Origin of the sequence: Stenotrophomonas sp. OVS01A (assembly GCF_019969775.1) — a bacterium.
GTDB classification, from domain to species: Bacteria; Pseudomonadota; Gammaproteobacteria; order Xanthomonadales; family Xanthomonadaceae; genus Stenotrophomonas; species Stenotrophomonas indicatrix.
In genome coordinates, this window is record NZ_JAHXYV010000002.1 from 470,524 (window position 1) to 496,306 (window position 25,783).

The 25,783-nt window shown below is 66.3% G+C and carries 21 protein-coding genes and 1 tRNA gene; 17 read left to right on the forward strand and 5 right to left on the reverse strand.

Annotated features, from left to right (window positions below):
• The first annotated feature begins 50 nt into the window (after positions 1–50).
• The 4 genes from LC407_RS10905 to LC407_RS10920 all read left to right on the forward strand — a co-directional run bounded on the left by LC407_RS10905 (position 51) and on the right by LC407_RS10920 (position 8,091).
• A complete protein-coding gene (locus LC407_RS10905) occupies positions 51–5,426 on the forward strand; it encodes a DNA repair ATPase (protein WP_223482821.1) in 5,376 nt (1,791 codons plus the stop codon).
• A 5-nt stretch (positions 5,427–5,431) separates the two neighbouring features.
• Complete coding sequence (locus tag LC407_RS10910; protein WP_223482822.1) at positions 5,432–6,130, forward strand: hypothetical protein; 699 nt, start codon at positions 5,432–5,434, stop codon at positions 6,128–6,130.
• Between the two features lie 43 nt (positions 6,131–6,173).
• Positions 6,174–7,283, forward strand: a complete 1,110-nt coding sequence (locus LC407_RS10915; protein ID WP_223482823.1) for a toxic anion resistance protein — start codon at positions 6,174–6,176, stop codon at positions 7,281–7,283.
• 130 nt (positions 7,284–7,413) lie between these two features.
• Positions 7,414–8,091, forward strand: a complete 678-nt coding sequence (locus LC407_RS10920; RefSeq protein ID WP_223482824.1) for a hypothetical protein — start codon at positions 7,414–7,416, stop codon at positions 8,089–8,091.
• Between the two features lie 52 nt (positions 8,092–8,143).
• Here the strand turns inward: LC407_RS10920 and LC407_RS10925 are convergent, their stop codons facing one another.
• Positions 8,144–9,031, reverse strand: a complete 888-nt coding sequence (locus LC407_RS10925) for a LysR family transcriptional regulator (protein WP_223482825.1) — start codon at positions 9,029–9,031, stop codon at positions 8,144–8,146.
• Between the two features lie 96 nt (positions 9,032–9,127).
• Here LC407_RS10925 and trpB point away from each other — a divergent pair, with 96 nt between their 5' ends.
• From trpB to glmM, 5 genes are all read left to right on the forward strand, one after another.
• Complete coding sequence (gene trpB / locus LC407_RS10930) at positions 9,128–10,345, forward strand: tryptophan synthase subunit beta (RefSeq protein WP_032975005.1); 1,218 nt, start codon at positions 9,128–9,130, stop codon at positions 10,343–10,345.
• The gene (locus tag LC407_RS10935) at positions 10,342–11,019 is read left to right on the forward strand and encodes a hypothetical protein (RefSeq protein ID WP_223482826.1); all 678 of its coding nucleotides are present in this window, start codon (positions 10,342–10,344) and stop codon (positions 11,017–11,019) included. Before trpB ends, LC407_RS10935 begins: the two co-directional genes overlap by 4 nt.
• Position 11,020: 1 nt before the next feature.
• Positions 11,021–11,830, forward strand: coding sequence for a tryptophan synthase subunit alpha (gene trpA, locus LC407_RS10940; RefSeq protein WP_140228026.1), 810 nt, complete (start codon positions 11,021–11,023; stop codon positions 11,828–11,830).
• Between the two features lie 208 nt (positions 11,831–12,038).
• Positions 12,039–12,914, forward strand: coding sequence for an acetyl-CoA carboxylase, carboxyltransferase subunit beta (accD, locus tag LC407_RS10945; protein WP_032975002.1), 876 nt, complete (start codon positions 12,039–12,041; stop codon positions 12,912–12,914).
• The gene (gene glmM, locus LC407_RS10950; protein WP_032975001.1) at positions 12,914–14,278 is read left to right on the forward strand and encodes a phosphoglucosamine mutase; all 1,365 of its coding nucleotides are present in this window, start codon (positions 12,914–12,916) and stop codon (positions 14,276–14,278) included. The genes accD and glmM overlap by 1 nt, the downstream gene beginning before the upstream one ends.
• Positions 14,279–14,350: 72 nt before the next feature.
• On the opposite strand, the gene galE is transcribed toward glmM, so the two are convergent.
• From galE to LC407_RS10970, 4 genes are all read right to left on the reverse strand, one after another.
• Positions 14,351–15,358 (reverse strand): UDP-glucose 4-epimerase GalE, encoded by a 1,008-nt coding sequence (gene galE, locus LC407_RS10955; protein WP_223482827.1) that lies wholly within the window; start codon positions 15,356–15,358, stop codon positions 14,351–14,353.
• A 70-nt stretch (positions 15,359–15,428) separates the two neighbouring features.
• Positions 15,429–16,286 carry a polysaccharide deacetylase family protein gene (locus LC407_RS10960; RefSeq protein ID WP_025876181.1) on the reverse strand — a complete coding sequence of 286 codons (858 nt, stop codon included), beginning with the start codon at positions 16,284–16,286 and terminating at the stop codon, positions 15,429–15,431.
• A complete protein-coding gene (locus tag LC407_RS10965; protein WP_059064708.1) occupies positions 16,279–17,418 on the reverse strand; it encodes a glycosyltransferase family 4 protein in 1,140 nt (379 codons plus the stop codon). Before LC407_RS10965 ends, LC407_RS10960 begins: the two co-directional genes overlap by 8 nt.
• Positions 17,419–17,437: 19 nt before the next feature.
• On the reverse strand, positions 17,438–19,321 hold the full coding sequence (locus LC407_RS10970; protein WP_223482828.1) for a sulfatase-like hydrolase/transferase: 1,884 nt from the start codon (positions 19,319–19,321) through the stop codon (positions 17,438–17,440).
• Between the two features lie 151 nt (positions 19,322–19,472).
• Here LC407_RS10970 and LC407_RS10975 point away from each other — a divergent pair, with 151 nt between their 5' ends.
• The 8 genes from LC407_RS10975 (at position 19,473) to LC407_RS11010 (ending at position 25,764) form a co-directional block, all read left to right on the forward strand.
• A complete protein-coding gene (locus tag LC407_RS10975) occupies positions 19,473–20,450 on the forward strand; it encodes a 2-oxoglutarate and iron-dependent oxygenase domain-containing protein (protein WP_049469229.1) in 978 nt (325 codons plus the stop codon).
• A gap of 836 nt (positions 20,451–21,286) precedes the next feature.
• The gene (tpiA, locus tag LC407_RS10980) at positions 21,287–22,042 is read left to right on the forward strand and encodes a triose-phosphate isomerase (protein WP_025876190.1); all 756 of its coding nucleotides are present in this window, start codon (positions 21,287–21,289) and stop codon (positions 22,040–22,042) included.
• Between the two features lie 50 nt (positions 22,043–22,092).
• On the forward strand, positions 22,093–22,530 hold the full coding sequence (secG, locus tag LC407_RS10985) for a preprotein translocase subunit SecG (RefSeq protein WP_025876192.1): 438 nt from the start codon (positions 22,093–22,095) through the stop codon (positions 22,528–22,530).
• 51 nt (positions 22,531–22,581) lie between these two features.
• Positions 22,582–22,666, forward strand: a tRNA-Leu gene (locus tag LC407_RS10990).
• A 112-nt stretch (positions 22,667–22,778) separates the two neighbouring features.
• Positions 22,779–23,135, forward strand: a complete 357-nt coding sequence (locus LC407_RS10995; protein ID WP_005414075.1) for an NADH-quinone oxidoreductase subunit A — start codon at positions 22,779–22,781, stop codon at positions 23,133–23,135.
• On the forward strand, positions 23,126–23,680 hold the full coding sequence (locus tag LC407_RS11000; RefSeq protein WP_025876198.1) for an NADH-quinone oxidoreductase subunit B: 555 nt from the start codon (positions 23,126–23,128) through the stop codon (positions 23,678–23,680). Before LC407_RS10995 ends, LC407_RS11000 begins: the two co-directional genes overlap by 10 nt.
• A gap of 33 nt (positions 23,681–23,713) precedes the next feature.
• Positions 23,714–24,460, forward strand: a complete 747-nt coding sequence (locus tag LC407_RS11005) for an NADH-quinone oxidoreductase subunit C (RefSeq protein ID WP_025876200.1) — start codon at positions 23,714–23,716, stop codon at positions 24,458–24,460.
• On the forward strand, positions 24,457–25,764 hold the full coding sequence (locus tag LC407_RS11010; RefSeq protein ID WP_025876202.1) for an NADH-quinone oxidoreductase subunit D: 1,308 nt from the start codon (positions 24,457–24,459) through the stop codon (positions 25,762–25,764). Before LC407_RS11005 ends, LC407_RS11010 begins: the two co-directional genes overlap by 4 nt.
• Positions 25,765–25,783: the final 19 nt, after the last annotated feature.

Consider the following 25,783-nt stretch of genomic DNA (forward strand, 5'->3'; position numbering starts at 1 on the left):
CCGTGCCGGCCGCATCGACGGCCGGCCGTCCGTGAGCCGGAAACCTGCTGATGTCCGAAACCAAACCGTCCACCGAGTCCGTCGCACCAGAGGCTGCCGGCGATACCGTCGACCAGGCCGTAGCCCAGGGCGGCGCCTATGAAGTCCTGCGGCGCCGTCTCGGCGAACAGGGCCAGCGCCTGCAGGCCGTTGCCGAGCAGCTGAACCGCCAGCGCCTGGCCGAGTTCGGCGACAGCCGCCTGGAGGTGGTCGGCCGTTTCCGCATCCGCAGCGAGAACAACTGTGTCGGCCGCGACATCGTCCAGGTCGGCCCGGATCGCCTGCTGTTCGGCTACAACGTGTTCATCGGGCTCAAGACCCAGACCCGCATCGAAGATGTGTTCGGTCTGTACCGGCTGGTACAGGGCGCTGATGGCTACGACGTCGCTGCCCTTGAACTGAGGGGCAGTTTCCTCGACCAGCCCGGCTTCGTGCATGACTTCAACGAGCTGTACGCGTACTACAAGCATGCGCGCCTGCTGCAGCTGATCGTGGTGGGCGACAAGCTGCTGGCCTCGTTCCAGATCGGTGAGCGCAGCAGCGACGTGCGCGTGTTCCGCTGGGCGTTGTCACGCGAAGGTGAACTGACCTATCTCGATGCGCGCGGCGAGCGTGACATCGCCTTGCCGCCACCCTTCGATTTCGAATGGACCCGCGCCACGCGCGACCTTGCCGTCAACGGCCGCCATTCGCATCTGAACATCCTCGATACCCTGTTCGTGGAAACCACCGGTGGCGATCTCACCATCAAGGTGGAGAACAACACCGAAACCGGGCAGGGCATCTACAGCGAACCGGTGGAGGACAGCACGCAGTCGCTGGACGATGCCCAGTTCGAGTTCGCCCGGGTCGGCTCGCTGGTGCTGCTGAAAGTGCTGCCCTACCGCGAAACCGAATGGCGCGGACTGATCTACAACACGCTTACCGGCGACATCGTGCGCAACGATGCCATCGTCCAGGCCTGCGTGCAGCTGCCCGAAGACCACGGCATCATCTTCCCCGGCGGCTATTACCTGCAGGGTGGCGAGCACAAGGCGTTCGACGCCTCGATGGATGGCATGCAGTTCAAGCGCAGCATCCGTTCGCCCAACGGCGAGGACGTGCTGTACATCTTCTACGAGCGCGAAGGCGGGCGTTCGGCGCTGTTCGTCTACAACACCATCCAGCGCGTGCTGCAGAACCCCGTGTTCGGCCACGGCTATGCCTTCATGCAGGACGGGCGCATGGTGCTGTTCCATGCCGAAGGCACCGAGCCGACCCGCATCCATCCGATGCAGGTCTGGCAGACGCCCTTCAGCAGCGATGAGTTCGCCGCCAGCCGTCCGCCCGGCAATACCTTCATGGGGCGCATCGGCAACGCCGAGCTGGTTCGCGGCATCTCCAACCTGTTCAACCTGGCGCGCGAGATCGACGGCCAGGATGTATCGGTGCAGCGCTACCAGCGCCTGGTAGCCGACACCCGGCGGCTTTTCGATGCGCATCATTGGCTGGGTGACGAGGCCTGCGATGGCGCCGAAGCCCTGCTGCGGCAGATCAGCGCCACCGGCGAATCGGTGCTGGACGAATACGAAAAGGTGCAGTCGATCCGCCAGCAGTCGGCCCAGGCAATGGCTGAGGCCGAGGCCACGCACAAGGCGCTGCTGGGCCGGCTGCAGCCGGAAAACTGGAACGAGGTGCAGGCCTTCGTCGAAGCGCTCAACGCGATCACCGCACTGCGCGGTCGACTGCTGACCATCCGCGAACTGCGCTATATCGATACCGCGCGCATCGAGGCGATGGCCGCCGAGTTGGTGCAGGCGCACGACCGTGTCGGCGCCGCCACCGGTACCTTCCTTGCCGGCGATGCAGCACTGGCCCCCTTGACCGCCCGCATGCAGGCGCTGGACGAAGCCGCACAGCAGGCCGCCAGTGCACGCCAGCTGGATGAGCAGCTGGACGGCCTGCGCGGCATGGCCGGCGATCTGGACATGCTGTCCGAGCTGATGGCCGGACTGAAGGTCGACGATGCGACCGCGCGTACCCGCGTCGTCGAATCCATCTCGCTGCTGTACGGGCGCCTGAACCAGGCGCGCGCACGCGCCGAACAGCGCCGCAAGTCGCTGGGTTCGGCCGAAGCCGTGGCCCAGTTCGCCGCCCAGTTCGCCCTGTTCTCGCAGTCGATCACCAGCGCGCTGGCGATGGCCAGCGACCCTGAGCGGGCCGACGAACAGTTGTCGCGCCTGCTGGTGCAGCTGGAAGAACTGGAAAGCCAGTTCGGCGAGCACGAGCAGTTCCTCGGCGACATCCTGAGCAAGCGCGAAGAGCTGGTCGAAGCCTTCGATACGCACAAGCAGGCCCTGCTGGATGATCGCCAGCGCAAGGCGCGCTCGGTGCTCGATGCCGCCAACCGCATCCTTGATGGCCTCGGAAAGCGTACCGAGCGGTTCGGCACGGCCGACGAGCTCAACGCGTTCTTCGCCGGCGATCCGCTGATCCTCAAGCTGCGTGAACTGGCCGAGCGCCTGCGTGCGCTGCGCGACAACGTCAAGGCAGACGATGTCGAGGCCCGCCTGAAGGGCGTGCGCGACCAGGCCGTGCGCCAGCTGCGCGACCGCAGCGACCTGTACGAGGCCGGCGGCAACGTGGTCCGCCTTGGCCCGCGCCATCGATTCAGCGTGAACACCCAGGCGCTGGACCTGACCCTGCTGCCACGGGGTGAAACCCTTGCCATCCACCTCACCGGCACCGATTTCCTGGAGACCCTGCACGATCCCGAGCTTGATGCGCTCAAGCCGTTCTGGCCGGTGACCCTGGATTCGGAATCGGCAGCGATCTACCGCGGCGAATACCTGGCCGGGTGCCTGTTGCTGGCTGCGGAGGAGGGTCGCGATGGCCTGGACCTGGCCCAGCTGCAGCACGATGCAGCCGAACCGGAAGCGCTGGGCCAGCGGGTCCGCGCCTTTGCCGCGCCCCGTTACCGCGAAGGCTACGAGCGCGGTATCCATGACCATGACGCCGCCCTGATCCTGCGCGCGCTGTTGCCGCTGCAGCAGGCCGCCGGACCGCTGCGGCATTCGCCCCATGTGCGTGCGTTGGCACTGCTGTTCTGGGCCGCGCGGCAACGCGATGAAGCCGTGGCGCAGTGGCCCGGCCGGCAGGCTGGTGCCGAGGCCATCGCGCGCCTGTTCGGTTCCGATGAGGGGCGCCAGGCCCTGCGTGCGGAAATGGCCAAGGCGCTGCATGACCATGCACTCGCGCATGCACTGCCGTTTGACGCTGCCGCCGCCGATGCAGCAGCGGCATACCTGGGCGAAGAACTGGTGGCCGGCGAGCCGGTGTTCAGCACCAGCCGGCACGCGCAGGCATTGCTGGACGCGCTGTCGCAGCAACTGGAGCAGGCGGGCCAGCGTGATGCGCTTGAACGTGCGCTGCAGCGCTCGCAGGATCCGCTGGCCATGCGTTGGGCATTGGCCGGGCAATGGCTGCGGGCGCTCGCCGGGCTGCCGGCACAGTCGGCGCATGCCGGCTATGTCGAAGAAGCAGCGGCATTGCTGCTGGTGCAGCGACAGCTGCGCACCCGTGCCAGCGATGCACCGCTGCAGGCGGAGGTCAGCGGCCTGCTGGGTGAACACGCCCGCATCCGCAACGGCAGCCTGACCGTGTCGCTGGACGATTTCCTGGCACGCCTGCAGCATCACCTGCAGGCGTTCGTACCGGCCTTCCATGCCTATCAGGCGGTGCGCCAGGGCATCATCGGTCGCGAACGCGAAACCCTGCGGCTGTCGGAGTTCAAGGCCCGGCCGTTGTCTTCCTTCGTGCGCAACAAGCTGATCAACGACGTATATCTCGGTGTGATCGGCGACAACCTGGCCAAGCAGATGGGTACCGTTGGCGAGAACAAGCGCAGCGACCTGATGGGTCTGCTGATGATGATCTCGCCGCCCGGTTACGGCAAAACCACGTTGATGGAGTACGTGGCACATCGCCTCGGCCTGGTCTTCATGAAGATCAACGGCCCGGCGCTGGGCCACGAAGTGCGGTCGCTGGATCCGCAGCAGGCACCGGACGCCACCTCGCGGCAGGAGCTGGAAAAGCTCAACCTGGCGCTGGAGATGGGCAACAACACCATGCTGTATGTCGATGACATCCAGCACACGCACCCCGAGTTCCTGCAGAAGTTCATCTCGCTGTGCGATGGCACGCGCCGCATCGAAGGCGTATGGCGCGGCCGTACGCGCACCTACGACATGCGTGGCAAGAAGTTCTGCGTGGTCATGGCCGGCAACCCGTACACCGAATCCGGCGAAGTGTTCAAGATTCCGGACATGCTGGCCAACCGTGCCGACATCTACAACCTGGGCGATGTGCTCGGTGGCATGGAATCTGCCTTCACGCTCAGCTACATCGAGAACAGCCTGACCTCCAACCCGGTATTGGCGCCGCTGGCCACGCGCGAGATGGCCGACCTGTACCTGCTGGTCGACCGCGCGATGGGCAAGGATGTGTCCACCAACGGGCTGAGCCACGCCTACAGCGGCGCCGAGATCAACGAGATCACCGCCACCCTGCAGCGCATGCTGCAGGTCCGCGATGTGGTCTACAAGGTCAACCAGCAGTACATCGCCAGCGCTGCCCAGGATGACCGCTATCGCACCGAGCCGCCCTTCCGCCTGCAGGGCAGCTACCGCAACATGAACAAGCTGGCGGAGAAGATTTCGCCGGTGATGAATGACGACGAGCTGCAGCAGCTGATCTCCGACCACTACCTGGGCGAAGCGCAGCTGCTGACCACCGGTGCCGAAGAGAATCTGCTGAAGCTGGCCGAGCTGCGTGGCGTGCTCGATGAAGAACGCGCGCAACGCTGGGCGCAGATCAAGCGTGATTTCCTGCGCAACAAGGCAATGGGTGCCGGTGACAGTGATGTCGGCGGCCGCGTGGTCGCGCAGCTGGCCGACATCGCCAGTGCGTTGCAGCTGCCACCGCCACCGTCGGCAGAGGTGGCCGTCGCACCGGAGCCTGCGCCATGGCCGGCCCTGCTGGCAGCGCTGCAGCGCCTGGCCGATGCACGTCCGGCCAGCGCGCCGGCTGCCGCCGTACCGCAGGCCGCAGCCACGCCATTGGCCGAAGACCTGCAGGCTGGTCTGGCACCGCTGCTGCAGTTGCTGGTCGCCTCGCAGGAACAGCAGGTGCAGTTGTCGCAGACGTTGGCGGCGTTTGCCGGGTGGGCCCGGCAGCAGGTAACGGCCGATGTGGTCACGACCGACACGCGTCGTCGCCCGCGGGTGCGTCGTGCAGCGACTCCGGAAGAACGTGCGCTGGACGAAGCGCTGATGCGCCACTTCTACGGTGAATCATTGCCGCCGGAAACGGTGGCTGATGACGGCCCACGGCCGCCGCCACTGCCGTGACCTGCGTGCGCTCCCTGCCCGAACCCACGCTTCCGGCGCGCGCCGATGTGGCCACGCTGGCAGCGTATGGCAGCCACTTGCTGCAGGTATTGGCCGAGCCTGCACCGTTGCAGGCCGGCGCGGAAGGCGAGGGACTGGTGGCTGCGCTGGCGCGGATCGCATTGGCGTTGCAGGCCAGCGATCCGGCGCGCCTGCGCCGGCAGGAGAGCTGGTGGGGGCGCCTGCTCGGCCGTGACGTTGAACGCCAGGCACAGGCGCAGGGGCTGCAGGCGCAGCTGGGCGTGCTGGCGCTGCAGGCGCGCGAGCAGGCCCAGGGTCTCGCGCAGCGTGTGCAGCAGCGTGCCCGGGCCATCAATGACAACGATGCGGCTGCCGCCGCGTTGGAGGCCTGGACCACGTTCGGCGCCGCGCAGCTGGCGACACTGCAGGGAGCTGCGCAGGTCGCGCTGGCCCCACGCGTGGACCATCTGCGGCGGCTTGCCACGCTGCGACGCATCGAAAACGGGCAGTGGCGGCTGCTGCAGGAGCAGGACGAAGCCCTGCTGCAGCGCTTCGTCCGCATCCACGATGTCCTGCTGCCGGCCTGGCGCCAGGCCGCATTGGCGCGCCAGGCACTGGCGCAGGCTGCACAGGCCGAGCAGGCAGCCACGCTGCAGGCCCAGATCGACGACGAAGTAGCTGCCGCTCAGGCTAGACTGCCCTGAGCCGGCCGCCGCTGCCGCTTATCCACCGCAAGGACACTGCCCGATGACCCAGGACAGCCAGAACTCCGGCACGCTCGTGCCCGCCACCACGCCCGCCCCTGAACTTGATGACAGCACGTTGAATGCCCTCGGCCTGGTCCGCGACGACCTGCCGCGCATCGCCGAAATCGGCCGCGAGCTGGAAGACCTGCGTCCGGGCAACCTGCAGGTGTTCGGCCGTGAGGCCGCCGCACGCACAACGGCCTTCTCCAGCCAGCTGCTGGACCAGGTGCGCAACCGTGACCTCGACGCCAATGGCGAGAAACTCGGCGAAGTGGTGCGCATCGCGCGCGAGCTCAAGCTGGATGGTTTTTCCCAGCGCTCGAAGGTGCCGTTGATCGGTGGCCTGATCGATCGCCTGCGTTCTTCCAAGGGCGAGCTGGTGCAGAAGTTCAGCGATACCAATTCGCAGATCGAACAGCTGCTCGGCGACGTGGGTGCGCAACAGGCGCTGATGGGCAAGCGGGTAAGCGATTTCGACCGCATGCATGACATCGTCCGCGAGGAGCGTCATGCGCTGGGCCTGTATGCCGCCGCCGGCAAGCAGCGCCTGGCCCAGCTGCAGTCCGAGCAGTTGCTGGGTCAGGGCAGCGATGACCCGCAGCAGCGCATCCGCCAGAGCGAGATCGACAATGCGATCCGCCTGATCGAGAAGCGCGTCTCCGACCTGCAGCTGATGCAGCACGCGGCTGACCAGTCGCTGCCGATGATCCGCCTGATCCAGGCCAATGCGCTGCAGCTGATCGAGAAGTTCAACACCGTCCGCGACATCACCATCCCCTCGTGGAAGCGCCAGTTCGCGATCCAGTTGTCGCTGGGCGAACAGAAGAACGCCGCCGAACTGGCCAATGCCATTGACGATGCGACCAATGAGTTGATGCGACGCAATGCCGACCTGATGCGCCAGGCGTCGGTGGACACCGCACGCAGCAACCAGCGCGGCGTGATCGACGTGGCCACGCTGCGCCACGTTCACGATCAGCTGATCGCTACCGTCGAGGAAGTGCGCAGCATCCATCGCGAAGGCATGCAGCAGCGGCAGCAGGCCGAAGTTGAGCTGTCGCGCCTGCGCGAGGACCTGCAGCAGCGCCTGGCGGCGCCGACGGCGTCGTAACGGTCACCCCACATCCACCAGGCATCTGGCCGGACACAATGCACCCAACCTGCCACGGGTGGGTGCCAGCCGTGCGCGTTCCACCATCGCGCGACGTCTGCGGTGCGACATGCCGTCAATGAGGTTGCAAATGGATATGCCCCTTCTCCGTTCGCGCATGGCCCACATCGCCGCTGTTCCAGGTTTGCTGCTCGCTCTGGCTGCGTGCGCCGCCGGAGAATCGTCGAGCCCGGCCACTTCGTCGCCAACCATTGCAACGGCGCCCGCCACTGCTTCGACGGCCGCACCCGTGTCTGCATCAGCATCGGCCGACAGCGGGTTGGCCGCGTTGATCCAGGCCAGCGGGGTGAAATGCAGCGACGCCAGCAAGGGCGCTGGCTGCACGGCGGGTGACGTCGACAGCGGTGATTTCTACGACGTCGAGCTTTCCCCGGCCTGTGGCGAACAGGGCTTCTTCGCCGGCGTTGCCGAGGATAAGGGCGTGGACACCCTGGACGCAGTGCCGAGCACCGGCAGCAGGGTTTCGACGACCGCAAGGCTGTCGAAAGGGCAGCTGGTCTGCGTACAGGGCATCGGTCGTGCCGGACAGAATCCGCTCTTCTATTACGTGGTCGCCATTCCCGCCGCAACGGTCGACAAGTGCAAAGGCAGCGCGTTGTGTGAGACCTATGGTGACAGGCCCATCAGCGGCATGAAGGAAATGGGAAGCGAAGCCTGCCACGTGGCAGGGCCGGGACACTACGCTGGCAACTGCGCGCAGGGCTGGGTCAGTGCTGACGTGCTCGACCTGTTTTCTGACGGGATGTAATCGACGTCAAGCGAGGTTGCCTGCCCTGGCGGCCACTTTGTGGCGGCGATCTTCACTTCAGCTGGGCTACCGCCCAATCAGCCAACGCGTCCACGCGTGCATCGACAGGGCCGTCCGGCCGCGCCAGCACCCAGAACCCGCCGGTCGCGGCGAACCCCCACGGCGCGACCAGCCGCCCGGCTGCCAGATCCTCGGCCACCAGTGGCTCCGGCGCGATCGCCGGGCCCAGCCCCGCTACCGCTGCTTCCAGCAGGTAGTACAGGTGTTCGAAGCCGGTGCCGAGCTGCAGCTGGGCCGGGTCCAGCCCGTGCGACTGCGCCCATGCAGGCCACGCCTGCGGGCGCGAACTGGTGTGCAGCAGCGTTTCCCGGAGCAAGGCCGACGGGAGGACATGGCGCAACCGTTGCGCCGCCGGGTGCGAGGGCGCCACCACCACACCCACCCGTTCCGGTGCCAGCTCGCGCACCTGCCAGCCGCGCGGCCATGGTCCCTGTGCCAGCAGCAGCACCGCATCCAGCGTGGCCTGCGCCTCGGTGAAACTGCCATCCAGGGCCGACCACTGCAGGCGCACGCCGGGCAGGGCAGCCTGCAGTGCCGGCAGCCGCGGAATCATCCAGCGCGCCAGCACGCTGCCGCTGCAGCCCAGCACCAGGGCCGGCTCTGCGCTTGGCCGCCGCAGTTCGCGCACGCAGTCTTCAATGCCGCCGAACGCCTCGCTGCAGGCCTGTTGAAGGCGGGTGCCGGCGGCGGTCAGGCGCAGTCCGCGGCCCGCGCGCTGGAACAGGGCCAGGCCCAGATGGTCTTCCAGCAGCTTCAGTTGCCGGCTGATCGCGCCATGGGTCACATGCAGCGCCTGGGCCGCGCGGCCGACCCCGCCCAGGCGTGCGGTGGCCTCGAACGCCCGCAGGGCATTCAAGGGCGGCAGCGGTGACGTGCTCATGTGAGATTTCCTGACGGGATAGGCCAGATAATATCCATTTTCCGGGCACAATCCGTGCGCTAGAGTATCCACCTGTCTGAACGACCGGTCGTCTCCATGCCTGACTCTCCCATCGCCGATTTCCATGCCTTCCCTGACGCCCAGGGCCACTTCGGCCGTTACGGTGGCAGCTTCGTCGCCGAAACCCTGGTCGGCCCGCTGCAGGAACTGGCCCAGGCCTATGACCAGGCCCGCCAGGATCCGGCGTTCCAGCTGGCCTATGACCGCGACCTGGCCCATTACGTGGGCCGGCCGAGCCCGATCTACCATGCTGAACGATTGAGTGACCACGTCGGTGGCGCCCAGATCCTGCTCAAGCGCGAGGACCTGAACCACACCGGCGCGCACAAGATCAACAACACCATCGGCCAGGCGCTGCTGGCGGCGCGGATGGGCAAGAAGCGCATCATCGCCGAGACCGGCGCCGGCCAGCATGGCGTGGCCAGTGCCACCGTCGCGGCGCGGCTGGGCCTGGAGTGCGTGGTGTACATGGGCGCCACCGACATCGAGCGGCAGAAGATCAACGTCTACCGCATGAAACTGCTCGGGGCGACGGTGGTGCCGGTGACCTCCGGCTCGGCCACCCTGAAGGACGCCCTCAACGAAGCGATGCGCGACTGGGTCACCAACGTGCAGGACACCTTCTACATCATCGGCACGGTAGCGGGTCCAGACCCGTACCCGCGCATGGTGCGCGACTTCAACGCCATCGTCGGCCGCGAGGCACGCGAGCAGATGCTGGCCGAGTACGGTCGCCTGCCTGATGCGATCACCGCCTGCGTCGGCGGCGGCAGCAATGCGATCGGCCTGTTCCATGCCTTCCTCAACGACCGCCAGGTCGAGATCGTCGGCGCTGAAGCGGCCGGTGATGGCATCCACACCGGCCGCCACGCAGCTTCCATTGCCGCCGGCCGCCCGGGCGTGCTGCACGGCAACCGCACCTATGTGCTGTGCGACGACGATGGCCAGATCATCGAGACCCATTCGGTGTCGGCCGGCCTGGATTACCCGGGTGTAGGCCCCGAGCATGCGTTCCTGGCCGACAGCGGCCGTGCGCGCTACGTCGGCATCACCGACGAAGAGGCGCTGCAGGCCTTCCATCTGCTGGCCCACACCGAAGGCATCCTGCCGGCGCTGGAGTCCAGCCACGCGCTTGCGCAGGCGATGAAGCTCGCGCGCGGGCGTCCGCGCGACCAGATCGTGCTGTGCAACCTGTCAGGACGTGGCGACAAGGACGTGCATACCATCGCGGCGCGCGAAGGGCTGGTGCTGTGAGCGCACTGATGCGCAGTACGGGCGTGCTGCTGGTGCTGGGCCTGGCCGCGTGCCAACCGCCGGAACCGCCGGTGCTGGCGCCGGCGGCCAAGGCCGCTGCGCAACCGGCGCAGCCGATGGCGGCCAACGATGACGTCGACCCGATTGCGAGCACGCCCATCGATGATCCACCGGCCTCGGCCGCCGTCTCCAGCGATGACGCGCCCGCCGTGGCGTCGGTGGCGCTGGATCATGCCGGCGAGGTGCTGATCGGCCAGCACATGAGCGACCTGAAGGCCTTCGGGCCGTGGAAGGCAATGGGCGCGGTCGAAGCCATCGGCGGCAGCTGCGAGTACTACGACGGCAAGGGGCTGCCGCCCGGCGTGTCGATGATGACCGACGAAGACCGCGTGGTCCGTTTCGATCTTGGTCCGGGCGAGGACGCCAGGGCGCCGGTCGACCAGCCGGGTCCGTTCGGACTGCGCATCGGCATGACGCGGGCGCAGGCGGTGGCGCAGTTCCCCGGCGCGCCGGTCTCCAGCCCGCATGCCTACGACGGCGATCAGGGCGAGTACCTGACCTGGCAGGATCCGGGTTCCGACCTGGGCATCCGCCTGGAAGTGTTTGAAGGGAAGGTCATCCTGATGTACTGGGGGACCAGCGAAGCGATTGAACTGATTGAAGGATGTGCCTGAGATGCCTGTTTCCCGACTCGATGACTGTTTCCAGCGCCTGCGCCAGCAGCAGCGCAAGGCCCTGATCCCCTTCATCACCGCCGGTGATCCCTCGCTGGAAGCCACGGTGCCGGTCATGCACGCGCTGGTCCAGGCCGGTGCCGATGTGATCGAACTGGGCGTGCCGTTCTCCGATCCGATGGCCGACGGCCCGACCATCCAGCGCAGCTCCGAGCGAGCGCTGGCGCGCGGTGCCGGCAACCGTTACGTGCTGCAGGCGGTGGCGCAGTTCCGGCAACAGGACACGCAGACGCCGGTGGTGCTGATGGGCTATCTCAACCCGGTGGAGATCCACGGTTACGTGGCGTTCGCCGAAGCGGCGGTGGCGGCTGGCGTGGACGGCGTGCTGCTGGTCGACCTGCCGCCGGAAGAGGCCGGCGAAGCCCAGCAGGCCTTCGACGCTGCAGGCCTTGCGCTGGTTCTGCTGGCATCGCCGACCACCAGCGAGGCACGCGCCGACAAGCTGCTGGCGCTGGCCCGTGGCTATCTGTACTACGTCAGCTTTGCCGGGGTCACCGGCGCCTCGGAACGACTGGACAGCGACGCGGCCAGCGCACGCCTGCAGGCGCTGCGGGCCAGGGCCAGCGTGCCGGTGGTGGCCGGCTTCGGCATCAAGGACGCAGCCAGTGCGGCGGCCATGGCGCGCCAGGCCGACGGCGTGGTGGTCGGCAGCGCACTGGTGGCGGTGCTGGCCGAAGCGACCTCCACCGAGGATGCGGCGCAGCGCGCCGCAGCGTTCCTGGCTCCGCTGCGGCAGGCGCTGGATCAGTAATGGTAGCGCCGGGCCATGCCCGGCGGTGGGGCGCGCAAGAATATCCGCCGGGCATGGCCCGGCGCTACCCAGCACCTAAACGTACGTCCCAGCATGGTTTTTTCCAGCGGGCCCAAGGCCGGGCAGGGGGTGCACGGGCAGGGAAAGCGGAGCTAGACTGTCCGCCTTTGCGGCCCCCGGGCCGCCCTGAACGGAAGTGTCCTCCCGCATGAGTTGGCTCAGCAAGTTGATGCCGTCTGGCATCCGCACCGACAACACCCCCAGCAAGAAGCGCAGCGTCCCCGAGGGCCTGTGGGAAAAGTGCAGCAACTGCGGCAGTGCGTTGTACCGTCCGGAGCTGGAAGAGAATCTGGAGGTCTGCCCGAAGTGCGGCCACCATATGGCCATCCGCGCGCGCGCCCGTCTGGCTGCGCTGTTCGACGCCGACAGCACCACCGAGATCGCTGCCCGCCTGGGGCCGACCGACCTGCTGAAGTTCAAGGACCAGAAGAAGTACAGCGAGCGCATCAAGATCGCGCAGAAGAACACCGGTGAGTACGACGCGCTGATCGCCATGCGCGGCCTGCTCAAGGGCCGTCCCCTGGTGGCCTCGTCCTTCGATTTCGCCTTCATGGGGGGCTCGATGGGCTCGGTGGTCGGCGAGCGCTTCGCCCTTGCCGCTGAGACCGCCGCCGAGATCGGCGCACCGTACGTGTGCTTCTCCGCCAGTGGTGGCGCGCGCATGCAGGAGGGCCTGTTCTCGCTGATGCAGATGGCCAAGACCTCGGCCGCACTGGGCAAACTGCGTGAAGCCGGACAGCCGTACATTTCGGTGCTGACCCACCCGACCACCGGCGGTGTGTCGGCATCGTTCGCGATGCTGGGCGACATCAACATCGCCGAACCGCGTGCACTGATCGGCTTCGCCGGCCCGCGCGTGATCGAGCAGACCGTGCGCGAGAAGCTGCCGGAAGGGTTCCAGCGTTCGGAGTTCCTGCTCGAGCACGGCGCCATCGACCAGATCTGTGACCGTCGTGAACTGCGCGACCGCCTGGCCGACCTGCTGGCGATGCTGCGTCGCGAGCCGGCACCGGAGGAAGCTTGATGGGGAGCCGCAAGTACTTCGGTACCGACGGCATCCGCGGTCGAGTCGGCCAAGGGGCGATCTCGGCTGATTTCGTGCTGCGCCTTGGCAACGCCCTTGGCCGCGTGCTGGTCGCCCAGCGCGGCCAGGAGGGGCGCCGTCCGATCGTGGTGATCGGCAAGGACACGCGGATCTCCGGCTACATGTTCGAAGCCGCGCTGGAAGCCGGGCTGGTCGCCGCGGGCGCTGACGTGCAGCTGCTCGGCCCGATGCCGACCCCGGCCGTTGCCTTCCTGACCCGTACGCTGGGCGTGGACGCGGGCATCGTCATCAGTGCGTCGCACAACCCGCACTACGACAACGGCATCAAGTTCTTCTCCGCCCAGGGCGAGAAGCTCGACGATGCTACCGAACTGGCGCTGGAAGCCGCATTGGACGTGCCGTTCACCACGGCCGTTTCGGAAAAGCTCGGCAAGGCCTCGCGTGCACGCGAGGCCGTCGGCCGTTACATCGAGTTCTGCAAGTCCAGCGTGCCGCGCGCGTTCGATCTGCGCGGTGTGCGCCTGGTGCTCGACTGCGCGCATGGCGCCACCTACCAGATCGCGCCGCTGCTGTTCCGCGAACTGGGCGCGGAGGTCATCGGCATCGGTGCCGAACCCAATGGCGTCAACATCAACGACGGCGTCGGGTCGACCCACATCGACAACCTCGCTGCCAAGGTGCGTGAGACCCGCGCCGACCTGGGCATCGCCTTCGACGGTGATGGTGACCGGGTATTGATGGCCGATGACCGCGGCAACCCGGTCGATGGCGATGACCTGGTGTACATCCTGGCGCGCGCATGGCAGGCCGAAGGGCGCCTGCGCGGTCCGGTGGTCGGTACCCTCATGAGCAACTTCGGTCTGGAAAAGGCCCTGGCCGAACTGCAGATTCCGTTCCAGCGCAGCAACGTCGGCGACCGCTACGTGCATCAGGCACTGGTGGAGGGAGGCGGCGTGCTCGGTGGCGAAGCGTCCGGCCATCTGCTGTGCCTGGACCGGGCCACCACCGGCGACGGCATCGTCAGTGCCCTGCAGGTACTGGTGGCGCTGAAGCAGCAGGGAAAGAACCTGCGCGAAGCGCTGCAGCCGTTGTCCAAGGTGCCGCAGAAGACGGTCAACGTGCGCCTTGGCGATGTCTCGGCCAAGGCCACCGTGCAGGCCGAGAGCGTGCAGGCTGCGCTGCTCGAAGCGCAGCAGGCGGTATCCGGTCGCGGGCGCGCCTTCCTGCGTCCCTCCGGCACCGAACCGGTGGTGCGGGTCACGGTCGAGGCCGATGACGCGACGCTGATGCAGGACACCCTGGACCGGCTTTCGGCGGCGGTCAGGACAGCGGCTGCGGCCTGAACCCTGTCGCTGGATCGAACCGACAACATGGCCGCTTGTGCGGCCATGTTGCTGTCTGCCGCAAGCAAGGCATCAGGCGCTGCGCGGCATCTCCGTCTGCCATCTCCAGGTGTCGCGGCACATGTCCGCCAGGCCATGGCACGCGGTCCAGCCCAGCTCGCGCAGGGCCAGGGACGGGTCGGCAAAACTCACCGCGATGTCGCCGGTACGACGACCGGTGATCCGGAAAGGAATCGGCCGGCCGACGGTCTGCTCGAAGGCCTTGATCAGTTCCAGTACGCTGTGGCCCTTGCCGGTGCCCAGGTTCAGGGTGATGCTGCGGCGCTTGTCGCGCAGGTACTGCAGCGCCAGCACATGGGCCCGCGCCACGTCCTGCACATGGATGTAGTCGCGTACGCCGGTGCCGTCACAGGTCGGATAGTCATCTCCGAATACCTGCACTTCGGGCAGCAGGCCGGCGGCCACCTGGGCGATGTAGGGCATCAGGTTGCTGGGCGTTCCGTGCGGCAGCTCGCCGATCAGCGCGCTTGAATGCGCCCCCACCGGGTTGAAGTAGCGCAGCGTTGCCACATGCAGCGACGTATCGGCGCCGACCAGGTCGGACAGCAGCTGCTCCACCACCAGCTTCGAACGGCCATAGGGCGTCATCGCGCAGGTCGAGGCCGTTTCGGCCACCGGGCAATGGTCCTGGTCGCCGTACACGGTTGCCGACGAGCTGAACACGAACGTGCCCACGCCGGCATCGCGCATGGCGCCGAGCAGGGCGAGGGTGCCGCTGATGTTGTTGTCGAAGTAGTCCAACGGCATCTGCCGCGATTCGCCAACCGATTTCAGCGCGGCAAAATGCAGTACCGCATCGATCGAATGCTCGCGCAGCACTGCGGTGATCCGCGCACGGTCACGCACGTCGGCCTGTACGAACAGCGGCGCGATGCCGGTGATGTCGCCGATCCGGCCGATCACCCCGGCGTCGCTGTTGCACAGTGAATCGACGACGACCACCGCATGGCCCTGCTGCTGCAGTTCCACGCACGTGTGGGAGCCGATGAATCCAGCGCCGCCGGTAACCAGAACGTTCATTTCCTGTAGTCCTTCCACTCTGTTGGAGCTTCCTTGCCGAAGCTGTGCCAGCCCAGTGCTGGCAGCGCCATCACGGCCCCGGCACCATCTTCTTCTGCCGCGCCTTGAAGCCGTTGAACAGGGGTGCGATCAGCGGGTTGTAGCTCCACGCGATGCGTTTGCGCAGCCAGCTTGCCGGCCGGTTGCGGATGGCGAAGCGGTAGATGCGCTCGGGATCGCCGCCGACCACGTTGCGGCCGAACGGATGGGTGGTATGCAGGTAGCGGAAACCCTGCTCACGCGCCACTTCGATATAGTCCTGGTCGAAATCGCCGTACGGCCAGCACAGGGTGTCCGACACTTCGCCCAGTTTCTCCAGCAGCACTTCCTTGGCCATCGAGAGGTCGCCACTGATGCCGGCGCGGCGCTGGGCGCGATCCAGGTCCTGGCGGCGCAGCCAGCGGGTGTGGGTGTGGGTATGGCAATGGATCTCGAACGTGCCCGCCTCGATGGCCGCACGTGCTTCGCTCCAGCGCATCATCACCTCGTCACTGCGGCCCTGCTTGTAGATCAGGTCTTCGCAGGCGCGATGTTCGGGCGTTTCCGGCAGCGTGGCGCCGGCGATGCCGGCATGCGGGCGCATCGGCCCCTCGTGCATCCAGCCGGTCACCACGAACACCACCGCGTGCATGCCGTACTTCTGCAGGATCGGATGGGCGTAGACCCAGTTGTCCAGGTAGCCATCATCGAAGGTGATCACGATCGATTTGCGCGGCACCGGCTTGCCGGCCAGGAAGCCGGCGTACTGGTCCAGCGTCAACGAGGTCCAGCCCGTGCGCGCCAGCCAGGCGATCTGGCTTTCGAAATTCTCCGGCGACACCGTGATCATGCCGGGCGAGTTGCTGACGTGGTGATGCATCAGCACCGGTACGGTTCTGGCATTAGCCATGACCCAGCTCCTTCATCCATTGGTGGTAATAGTGTTCGGTGGCTTCAGCGTGGCCCTCGGGGCTGAAACGCTTGGCGCTGCGGATCCAGTCCCAGCCGGAACGTCCCATCTGCCGGCGACGCTCGGGATCGTCCACCAGCAGCCGCAACGCGCCGGTGAGGGCAGCATTGTCGCCAAGCCGGGTGAGGATGGCATTGCTGCCTTCCACCAGCATTTCAGGCACGCCGCCGACCCGATGCGACACGATCGGCAGGCCGGCCTGGGCCGCTTCCAGGAACACCGTGCCCGATGCTTCCTTGTGTGTGGCCAGGGCGAAGATGTCAAAGCCGGGCATCAGCTGACTGGCATCACTGCGGAAGCCCAGCAGATGGACCTGGTGCTGCAGGTCGTGCTCGGCGCACGTGGCCTGCAGGCGCTGCATCACTGCCTGGCCATCGCCGACCACCACCAGATGCAGGCGGGGATTGGCCTTGCACAGCGGCACCATGGCCTGCAGCAGTTCGGCGTGGCCCTTGGGTTCGCGCAGCACGGCCACGCAGCCCACTACGATGTCCTGTTCGTCGAATCCGAGCTCGGCGCGCACGCGTGCGCGCGCCTCCTGCAACGCCTGCCAGGAGGGCTCATGCGTGGTGTCGGTTGGCGCAACCGCCATCGGCGGCACGATGCCGATGTGATCGGCGGGAATGCCACGGTCGGCCAGCAGTTGCTTGACGAAATTGCTCACCGTGATGACCCGGTGCGGCAGGCCGGTGTAGGTCAGCAGCGAATTCACCGGGCTCATCAGGTGGCGCGAGCGCACTACCAGCGGTGTGCCGCCCAGGCGTGCGCCCGCGGCGGCAATCAATGCATCGCGACGGCTGGTGGTGTTGACCACGTCGTAGCGCTCGCGGCGGACCAGCCGTGACACCGACCAGATGCCGCGCAGCAGCCGGGCCAGGCCGCCCATGCGCAGCGTATGCACGGTGAAGCCATCATCGCGCGCGCGCTTTGCCAGGCGCGCGTCCGGCTGGCAAAGCAGGGCGACGTCATGGCCGCGCGCGCGCATCACCTGCATGTGGCGGAAAATGTAGATCTCCTGCCCACCCATGCCTTTGGCGGCTTCGGTATGCAGGATGCGCAGCGGACGGTTCATGGTGGATCGGTCCTTGGATTCAGCGGTTGCGGAAGCGCGTCAGCGCTTCCCATGCCGCGCGGATGCTGGCGGCGTCGGGGGTCTGTTGCGGCAGGGGGCGGTAGCGCGCATCGAGCGCGGTGGCGTTGCCGAATTTGTCGAACACGTAGATCGCCTCGCCATTGCGCACCGCACGCTGCGACCAGCTTTCCACCACCAGCGCACGCTTGCCGGTTGGTGCAGCCAGCAGGTCGTGGCCGGTGCTGTAGTCGGTCAATGCGTTCTCGCAGCCCAGGCCGTGGCGCATCAGCGTCGGCACCCAGTCTTCATGCGAACTGACCCGCGCGTCGCGGCCGCCACCCTGGCCGGGCCAATGCAGCACGAAGGGCACCTGCAGCTGGTGGTTGGAGAAGTTGCCGTTGTGGCCCCAGTAGTTGAGTTTGAGGTCGTTGAATTCCTCGGCGTGGTCACCGGTCACCAGCACGATCGTGTCCTGGTCCAGTCCCTGCGCACGCAGGTCATCCAGCAGCGATCCAATCAGGCTGTCGGCGTAATGCACCGCGGTGTGATAACGGTTCAATTCCGGCGTTGGATCGTGCTCGGGGCCGAACTTGAGAAAATCGATGGCATCGGCCATCGGCGTAGCGAGCGGCGGATAGCCGGCCGGCATGTGGTAGGGCGCGTGGGTGGAATCGAGGAACACGAAACCAAACCACGGGCGCTGCGCAGCCTGGCTGGCGCGGATGTCCTTCTGCAGTCCAGCGACGATGGCGGCATCACGGCCGTCGGAGGTCAGTTCGGACGGCCCCTGGTGCAGCTGGTCGCGGACATCGGCGAACGCTGTGCGATCGAACTCCGGGCTGTACAGCGGCGCGCTGCCATACAGATGCAGGTCATAGCCCTGCTGTCCCAGCACCTTGAACAACTGCGAGCCGCGCTGCTCGTCGAGCATGCTGGGCCAGTAGCCACCCGGCAGACCGTACAGCAGCCCGAACAGACCATAACGGGTGGCGTTGCCGGTGCTGAAATGATGTTCGTACACCCGCGAGGACCGGGCCAGCGCCGAGGCGTTGGGCATGAACTGCGGGGTGAGCACGTCATGGCGCAACGACTCCAGTACCACCATCAGCACGTTCGGCCGCTGGTGGCTCTGGCAGCGAAGGGGCTGCAACGGATAGTTGAGCTGGGCATGGCGCGGATCGGGCAGGCCGACCTGGTGCTGGCTGACCACGCCGAAGCGACGCATCGCGCTCTTGGCGGTGATCGGCTGCGCCCATGGCAGGTAGTTCCATTGGCTGATCACTGCGCGTTCGCCGAGCGCGTCGTAGTAGGCAGTGGCGACCTGGCCGCCGCCCATCAGCAGGGCAACCACCGCCCAGGCCTGCAGTACCCGCCGCCGCCGTGGCGCTGCGGGCAGCAGCTTCCAGCACGCCCAGGCCAGCAGGCCCTGCGCGGCGAAGATCGCCGATACCAGAGCCGCCGCCTGCAGCCAGGTCTTCCAGGACAGGCTGACCTGATCCTGCAGGGCGCCGCCGAACACCATGTTGGCGACCATCGCGTTGAGGTGGAAGCGATACAGCGCGAAGACCTTGGCATCCACCAGCAGCAGGCACAGCCACAGGCCCTGGCAGATCACCGCCGAGACGCTCAATGCGCGCGCGCTGCGCGGCCACAGGCCGATGGCCAGCGGCAGCAGGCCAGCCAGGGCACCGAACGCGAGCAGGTGGCCGGGCAGGGCGAACGCCAAGTAGGCCAGGCCGAGCGTGCCGCCGGGGTTATCGCGTAGCGGCACGTTGCCCAGCGCGATGAGCGCGGCCAGCACGGCGTTGGCGGCCACGAACAAGGACCACCAGGCCAGCCGGCGCCAGCGTCGGGCAGGGCCGGAAATAACAGCGGCGGTGGCGTCGGGCAGGGCGGCATCCATGGCGGGGCGGGTTCAGGTGGGCAACGGGGCGATTTCCGGCGTGACGAAGTCGTTAAACCGCGCGCGGGTGGCGCATTGTATCGGTTTGTTTCAGCGTGTCGGTGGCGTGTTCCGATCTATCTGTCACAATGTTCAGATCGGTCGCCATTGCATGGCGGGCCCGTACCGACTCAACGACAAGCCAGGAACCGCTGTGAGCCAGATCCCCACCCTCGACATCACCCGTTTCGACAGTGACCGCGACGCCTTCGTGGCCGAGCTGGGGGCGGCATATCGCCAATGGGGGTTTGCCGGCATCCGCAACCACGGCATTCCGCAGGCCGACATCGATGCGGCCTACGACGTCTTCAAGGCCTTCTTCGCACTGCCGGATGAGACGAAGCGGAAGTACCACGTGGCTGGCAGCGGCGGCGCCCGCGGCTATACCCCGTTCGGTGTGGAGACCGCCAAGGGCTCCAAGCACTTCGACCTGAAGGAGTTCTGGCACATCGGCCGCGAGATCGCCGACGACTCCAAGTACCGGGACGTGATGGCGCCGAACCTGTGGCCTTCCGAGGTCGAGGGCTTCCGTGAGCGTGGTTACGGCCTGTACCAGGCGTTGGACAACCTGGGTTCGCGCGTGCTTTCGGCCCTGGCCCTGCACATCGGCCTGCCGGAGCACTTCTTCGCCGACAAGACCAATTTCGGCAATTCGATCCTGCGCCCGATCCACTACCCGCCGATCACCACCGACGACATTCCCAACGTGCGCGCTGGTGCGCATGGCGACATCAACTTCATCACGCTGCTGGTCGGTGCCAGCGCGGCAGGCCTGGAAGTGCAGTCGCATGACGGGGACTGGGTGCCGTTCACCTCGGACGCGGACACCATCGTGGTCAACATCGGCGACATGCTGCAGCGCCTGACCAACCACGTGTATCCGTCGACCATCCACCGGGTGGTCAATCCCCCGGGTGAGCTGGCCCGCCAGCCGCGCTATTCGGTGCCGTTCTTCCTGCACCCGAACCCGGATTTCCTGATCGACGTGCTGCCTTCGTGCATCACCGAGGAGAACCCGAGCCGGTACCCGGAACCGATCACCGCGCACGGTTTCCTCGAAGAGCGCCTGCGCGAGATCAAGCTGAAGTAACAAGAAGGCCGCCGAAAGGCGGCCTTTTTGTTACGGGTAGCGCCGGGCCATGCCCGGCGAGCGCAGCGGAGGGGTTTCGGCAGGGTTGCACCCTGCACCCGCAGAGGCCAGAGCCAAGGCCAAAGCCAAAGCCAAAGCGGCTCTGGGTTTCTGTGGGTTGGGCGGGGCGGTGTGGGCTGGCAGGACACGCCGTAAACCCATCCCTGGGGGCTCGATGGCGCCTTGCTCGTGTGCGCTGTCCTGCGCACACGGCAAGACCGGGGTTGGGCGTCCTGCCCAACCCGCCCGAGGCATGCCTCGGGCCCATGGCGCCAACGGTCCTGCCAACCCACACCGCCCCGCCTTCGACAGTTTCCCGGTGACGGTTGGATTACATCTGGCGGCGGCACGACGGTTCGGCTGCGTCTGGTAGATCCACGCCATGCGTGGATGAGATCTGTCAGGGCTCGAGGCAGGGAGGAGTTGAAGCTCTGCTTTCGCTTTCGCTTTCGCTTTCGCTTTCGATTTTGCTTTTTGCTTTTGATCTTCTTTTTTCTTTCCGTGGCGGGCGGAACCGCCGGAATGTGTCAGGGGGCCGGGCGGGTGGGGCTGCGCAGGGGCGTGAGCCGCATGGATGCGGCGACCGAGCTTACAGGGACGTACTTGCGGCGACCCCTGCGCAGTCCCACCCGCCCGGCCAACCCCGCAAATCCACCCGGGGCTCTCCGCGACCAACCTAAACCCGCCACGAGGGGCTGCGCCGTTGGCTGAAAATCCATGTAACCGCTTACACGGAAACGGTTTTTTGCCGCAGCAGGTATCATGGGCGGCTGAGTTCACACAGGAGCCACCCGCTCATGCGCCGCAAGATCGTCGCTGGAAACTGGAAGCTGCACGGCAGCCGTCAATTCGCCACCGAACTGCTGGGGCAGGTCGCTGCCGGGCTGCCCAAGAGCGGGGTGGAGGTGGTCATCCTGCCGCCGATGCCCTACCTGGGTGAGCTGGTCGAAGACTTCGGCGAGACCGGCCTGGCCTTTGGTGCACAGGACGTCAGCAGCAATGAGAAGGGCGCCTACACCGGTGAGGTCTGTGCGGCCATGCTGCACGAGGTGGGTGCCCGCTATGGTCTGGTCGGCCACTCCGAGCGCCGCCAGTACCACAACGAGAGCAGCGAACTGGTCGCGCGCAAGTTCGCTGCCGCCCTGCATGCCGGCCTGGTGCCGGTACTCTGCGTCGGTGAAACCCTTGAGCAGCGCGAGGCCGGGCAGACCGAGGCGGTCATCGCCAGCCAGCTGGCCCCGGTGCTCGAGCTTGTCGGGGCCGCAGGCTTCGCCAATGCCGTGGTCGCCTACGAGCCGGTCTGGGCGATCGGAACCGGCCGCACCGCAACCAAGGAGCAGGCGCAGCAGGTGCACGCGTTCATTCGTGGCGAAGTCGCGCGCATCGATGCTAGAATTGCTGATTCACTGCCCATTGTTTACGGCGGTAGCGTGAAGCCCGACAATGCCGGGGAACTGTTCGCGCAGCCGGATGTCGATGGTGGGCTGGTTGGTGGTGCCTCCCTGGTGGCCGCCGACTTCCTGGCCATCGCAGAGGCGGCGGCAAACAATTAGTTACGGTTGCCGGCTAGCCGCCGGCACTCTAGTCCGAGGGCGGATTTCCAATGCTGATGTTGATCCTCAATGTCGTCTACGTGCTGGTTGCCGTAGCCATGGTCGCGCTGATCCTGATGCAGCGTGGCTCGGGTGCGGCGGCAGGTTCGGGCTTTGGCGCTGGCGCCTCGGGGACCGTGTTCGGTGCGCGTGGCGCGTCCAACTTCCTGTCCAAGTCGACCAAGTGGCTGGCCGTGGTGTTCTTCGGCATCAGCCTCTTCATGGCCTGGTACGCCGGCCATGGCAACCGCCCGGCCGCCGATCAGGATCTGGGTCTGATGTCCGCCCCGGCGGCCAGCGCTCCGGCCGCTCCGGCGGGCGAATTGCCGGCCGTTCCGAAGGCCGATGCGGTCCCGGCCGCCCCGGTTCCGGCCGCAACTGTGCCGGCTCAGGCGGAATCTTCGGTTTCTGGTGAAGAAAAGCCTTCGGAAGGCTCCCAGAAAGACTGAAGCCGGTTACAATACGCGGCGCATCGGGAAGATAGTCTGATGTGATCGTTTGCCCAGGTGGCGGAATTGGTAGACGCACTACCTTGAGGTGGTAGCGACTTAGGTCGTAGGGGTTCGAGTCCCCTCTTGGGCACCATTTAGTAAGTAAAGCGGGTTGGTCTGGCGCGCAAGGCGCCAGGCAGCTTCCCGTCCACTCCCCCATGCCAAAGCGCCTGCAGGCGCAGCGGCAGAGGCAAGAGAGAATCGCTGTGCTGGCCGAATATTTGCCGTCTCTGCTGTTTCTGATCGTTGCCACCGGTATCGGCATTACGCTGATGCTGGTTGGTCGATTCCTCGGTCCCCGCCGCCCCGATCTGGAAAAGCTGTCGCCGTACGAGTGCGGCTTCGAAGCCTTCGAAGACGCGCGTATGAAGTTCGACGTGCGCTACTACCTGATCGCGATCCAGTTCATCGTCTTCGACCTGGAAATCATCTTCATCGTGCCGTGGACGCAGGTCTTCATGGAGCTTGGCGCGCGTTCGCTCGTCACCATGGGTCTGTTCGTCGGCATGCTGTTCCTCGGTTTCATCTATGTCTGGAAGAAGGGAGCGCTGGAATGGGAGTGATTCAGACTCTCGATGGCCTGATGACCAATCCTGTCCCGGAAGGGCGGGTTGACGACATCCTGCGGCCGGAAGGCGACAACCCGCTGCTGGAAAAGGGCTTTGTCACCACCAGCGTCGATGCGCTGCTGAACTGGGCACGCACCGGCTCGATGTGGCCCATGACCTTCGGTCTGGCCTGCTGTGCGGTCGAAATGATGCACGCAGGTGCAGCGCGCCTGGACCTTGACCGCTACGGTGTGGTGTTCCGCCCGTCGCCGCGCCAGTCCGACGTGATGATCGTCGCCGGCACCCTGGTCAACAAGATGGCCCCGGCGCTGCGCAAGGTCTATGACCAGATGCCCGACCCCAAGTGGGTGATCTCCATGGGCAGCTGCGCCAATGGCGGTGGTTACTACCACTATTCCTATTCTGTGGTGCGCGGCTGTGATCGCGTGGTGCCGGTGGACGTCTACGTCCCGGGCTGCCCGCCGACCGCCGAGGCGCTGGTGTACGGGATCCTGCAGCTGCAGAAGAAGATCTGGCGTACACAGACCATCGCCCGCTGACCCCTTCACCTGACAAGAGCGCGCCAAGCCCCCATGGCAGAGCAAGCATCCTTCATCGACCGACTCTCCGCACGTTTCGCAGGTGCGAAGGTCATCGTGGTCGAACCCCGCGGCGAAGTGACGCTGGAAGTGCCTGCCGCTGAGTGGCACGCCACCGCCCTCGCGCTGCGTGACGAGTTTGGTTTCGAGCAGGCCGTGGACCTCTGCGGCGTCGATTACCTCGGTTATGGCTCCGACGAGTGGGACACCGCCGACGTGTCCTCGCAGGGCTTCAGCCGCGGTGTCGAGGGCAAGGCCCAGGGCCGCTTCGCCTGGGGCGAATTCCCCAGCGAAGAGAGCGCCGACGGTGCCCGTCCGCAGCACATGCCGACCCAGCGCTTTGCCGTGGTCGCGCAGCTGCGTTCGTACCAGCACAACCTGATGATGCACCTGCGCTGCTTCGCGCCTGACGAAGCGCTGCCGGTGGTGTCGTCGCTGACCAGCATCTGGCCGGGCTTGAACTGGTTCGAGCGCGAAGCGTTCGATCTGTATGGCGTGATCTTCGAAGGTCATCCTGACCTGCGCCGGATCCTGACCGACTACGGTTTCGTCGGTCATCCGTTCCGCAAGGACTTCCCGCTGATCGGCAACGTCGAAGTCCGCTACGACGAAGAAAAGAAGCGTGTCATCTACGAACCGGTCACCTCGGTGGAGCCGCGCGTCGGCGTGCCGCGCGTGATCCGCGACGACGCCCGCCTGCAGACCGCTGCCGGCGAGCGCTCGCAGGAGGCAGTGAAGTGAGTCACGTACACCAGGCCGGCGAAGCATTCGCCAGCAACGCTGCCGAAAGCCGGCAGGAAATCCGCAACTACACCATGAACTTCGGCCCGCAGCATCCGGCCGCGCACGGTGTGCTGCGCCTGATCCTGGAGATGGACGGCGAGACCATCATGCGTGCCGACCCGCACGTGGGTCTGCTGCACCGGGGCACCGAGAAGCTGGCCGAATCCAAGCCCTTCAACCAGTCGATCGGCTACATGGATCGCCTGGATTACGTGTCGATGATGTGCAACGAGCACGCCTACGTGCGCTCGATCGAGACCCTGATGGGCATCGAGGCGCCGGAGCGCGCGCAGTACATCCGCACGATGTTCGACGAGATCACCCGCATCCTGAACCACTTGATGTGGCTGGGTTCCAACGCGCTCGACCTGGGTGCGATGGCGGTGATGCTGTACGCCTTCCGCGAGCGCGAAGAGCTGATGGACTGCTACGAAGCGGTCTCCGGCGCGCGCATGCACGCGGCGTACTACCGTCCGGGCGGTGTCTACCGCGACCTGCCGGACCACATGCCGAAGTACAAGGAATCGCGCTGGCACAAGGGCAAGGCCCTGAAGAACCTCAATGCCTCGCGCGAAGGTTCGCTGCTGGACTTCCTGGAGAACTTCACCAATGAGTTCCCCGGCCGTGTCGACGAATACGAGACCCTGCTGACCGACAACCGTATCTGGAAGCAGCGTACCGTCGGCATCGGCGTGGTCACCCCGGAGCTGGCCCACCAGTGGGGCATGACCGGCGTGATGCTGCGTGGCTCGGGCGTCGCCTGGGATCTGCGCAAGAAGCGCCCCTATGCGAAGTACGATGCCGTCGATTTCGACATCCCGCTGGGCAAGGAAGGCGATTGCTACGATCGCTACCTGTGCCGCGTTGCCGAAATGCGCGAGTCCAACCGCATCATCAAGCAGTGCGTGGCATGGCTGAAGGCCAACCCCGGCCCGGTCATGGTCAAGAACTTCAAGGTCGCTCCGCCCAAGCGCGAGGACATGAAGGACGACATGGAAGCGCTGATCCATCACTTCAAGCTGTTCAGTGAAGGCTATTGCGTGCCGGCCGGCGAGACCTACGCCGCGGTTGAAGCGCCCAAGGGCGAATTCGGCTGCTACCTGGTTTCCGACGGCGCCAACAAGCCGTTCCGCGTACACCTTCGTGCGCCGGGCTTTGCCCACCTGTCCTCGATCGATTCGATCGTGCGCGGCCACATGCTGGCCGACGTGGTGGCGATGATCGGTACCTACGATCTGGTGTTCGGCGAGGTTGACCGGTAATGCCGTCCGCCACGCCAAC

What these genes read in the sequence shown, in the direction of transcription:
- tpiA (WP_025876190.1), top strand. Translation starts at nt 21,287, where the DNA reads ATGCGCCGCAAGATCGTCGCTGGAAACTGGAAGCTGCACGGCAGCCGT.
- LC407_RS10970 (WP_223482828.1), bottom strand. Translation starts at nt 19,321, where the DNA reads ATGGATGCCGCCCTGCCCGACGCCACCGCCGCTGTTATTTCCGGCCCT.
- glmM (WP_032975001.1), top strand. Translation starts at nt 12,914, where the DNA reads ATGGGGAGCCGCAAGTACTTCGGTACCGACGGCATCCGCGGTCGAGTC.
- LC407_RS10960 (WP_025876181.1), bottom strand. Translation starts at nt 16,286, where the DNA reads ATGGCTAATGCCAGAACCGTACCGGTGCTGATGCATCACCACGTCAGC.
- LC407_RS10925 (WP_223482825.1), bottom strand. Translation starts at nt 9,031, where the DNA reads ATGAGCACGTCACCGCTGCCGCCCTTGAATGCCCTGCGGGCGTTCGAG.
- LC407_RS10975 (WP_049469229.1), top strand. Translation starts at nt 19,473, where the DNA reads ATGGCGGGCCCGTACCGACTCAACGACAAGCCAGGAACCGCTGTGAGC.
- trpA (WP_140228026.1), top strand. Translation starts at nt 11,021, where the DNA reads ATGCCTGTTTCCCGACTCGATGACTGTTTCCAGCGCCTGCGCCAGCAG.
- secG (WP_025876192.1), top strand. Translation starts at nt 22,093, where the DNA reads ATGCTGATGTTGATCCTCAATGTCGTCTACGTGCTGGTTGCCGTAGCC.
- LC407_RS11005 (WP_025876200.1), top strand. Translation starts at nt 23,714, where the DNA reads ATGGCAGAGCAAGCATCCTTCATCGACCGACTCTCCGCACGTTTCGCA.
- LC407_RS10965 (WP_059064708.1), bottom strand. Translation starts at nt 17,418, where the DNA reads ATGAACCGTCCGCTGCGCATCCTGCATACCGAAGCCGCCAAAGGCATG.
- LC407_RS10920 (WP_223482824.1), top strand. Translation starts at nt 7,414, where the DNA reads ATGGATATGCCCCTTCTCCGTTCGCGCATGGCCCACATCGCCGCTGTT.
- LC407_RS10905 (WP_223482821.1), top strand. Translation starts at nt 51, where the DNA reads ATGTCCGAAACCAAACCGTCCACCGAGTCCGTCGCACCAGAGGCTGCC.
- trpB (WP_032975005.1), top strand. Translation starts at nt 9,128, where the DNA reads ATGCCTGACTCTCCCATCGCCGATTTCCATGCCTTCCCTGACGCCCAG.
- accD (WP_032975002.1), top strand. Translation starts at nt 12,039, where the DNA reads ATGAGTTGGCTCAGCAAGTTGATGCCGTCTGGCATCCGCACCGACAAC.
- LC407_RS10915 (WP_223482823.1), top strand. Translation starts at nt 6,174, where the DNA reads ATGACCCAGGACAGCCAGAACTCCGGCACGCTCGTGCCCGCCACCACG.
- galE (WP_223482827.1), bottom strand. Translation starts at nt 15,358, where the DNA reads ATGAACGTTCTGGTTACCGGCGGCGCTGGATTCATCGGCTCCCACACG.
- LC407_RS11000 (WP_025876198.1), top strand. Translation starts at nt 23,126, where the DNA reads ATGGGAGTGATTCAGACTCTCGATGGCCTGATGACCAATCCTGTCCCG.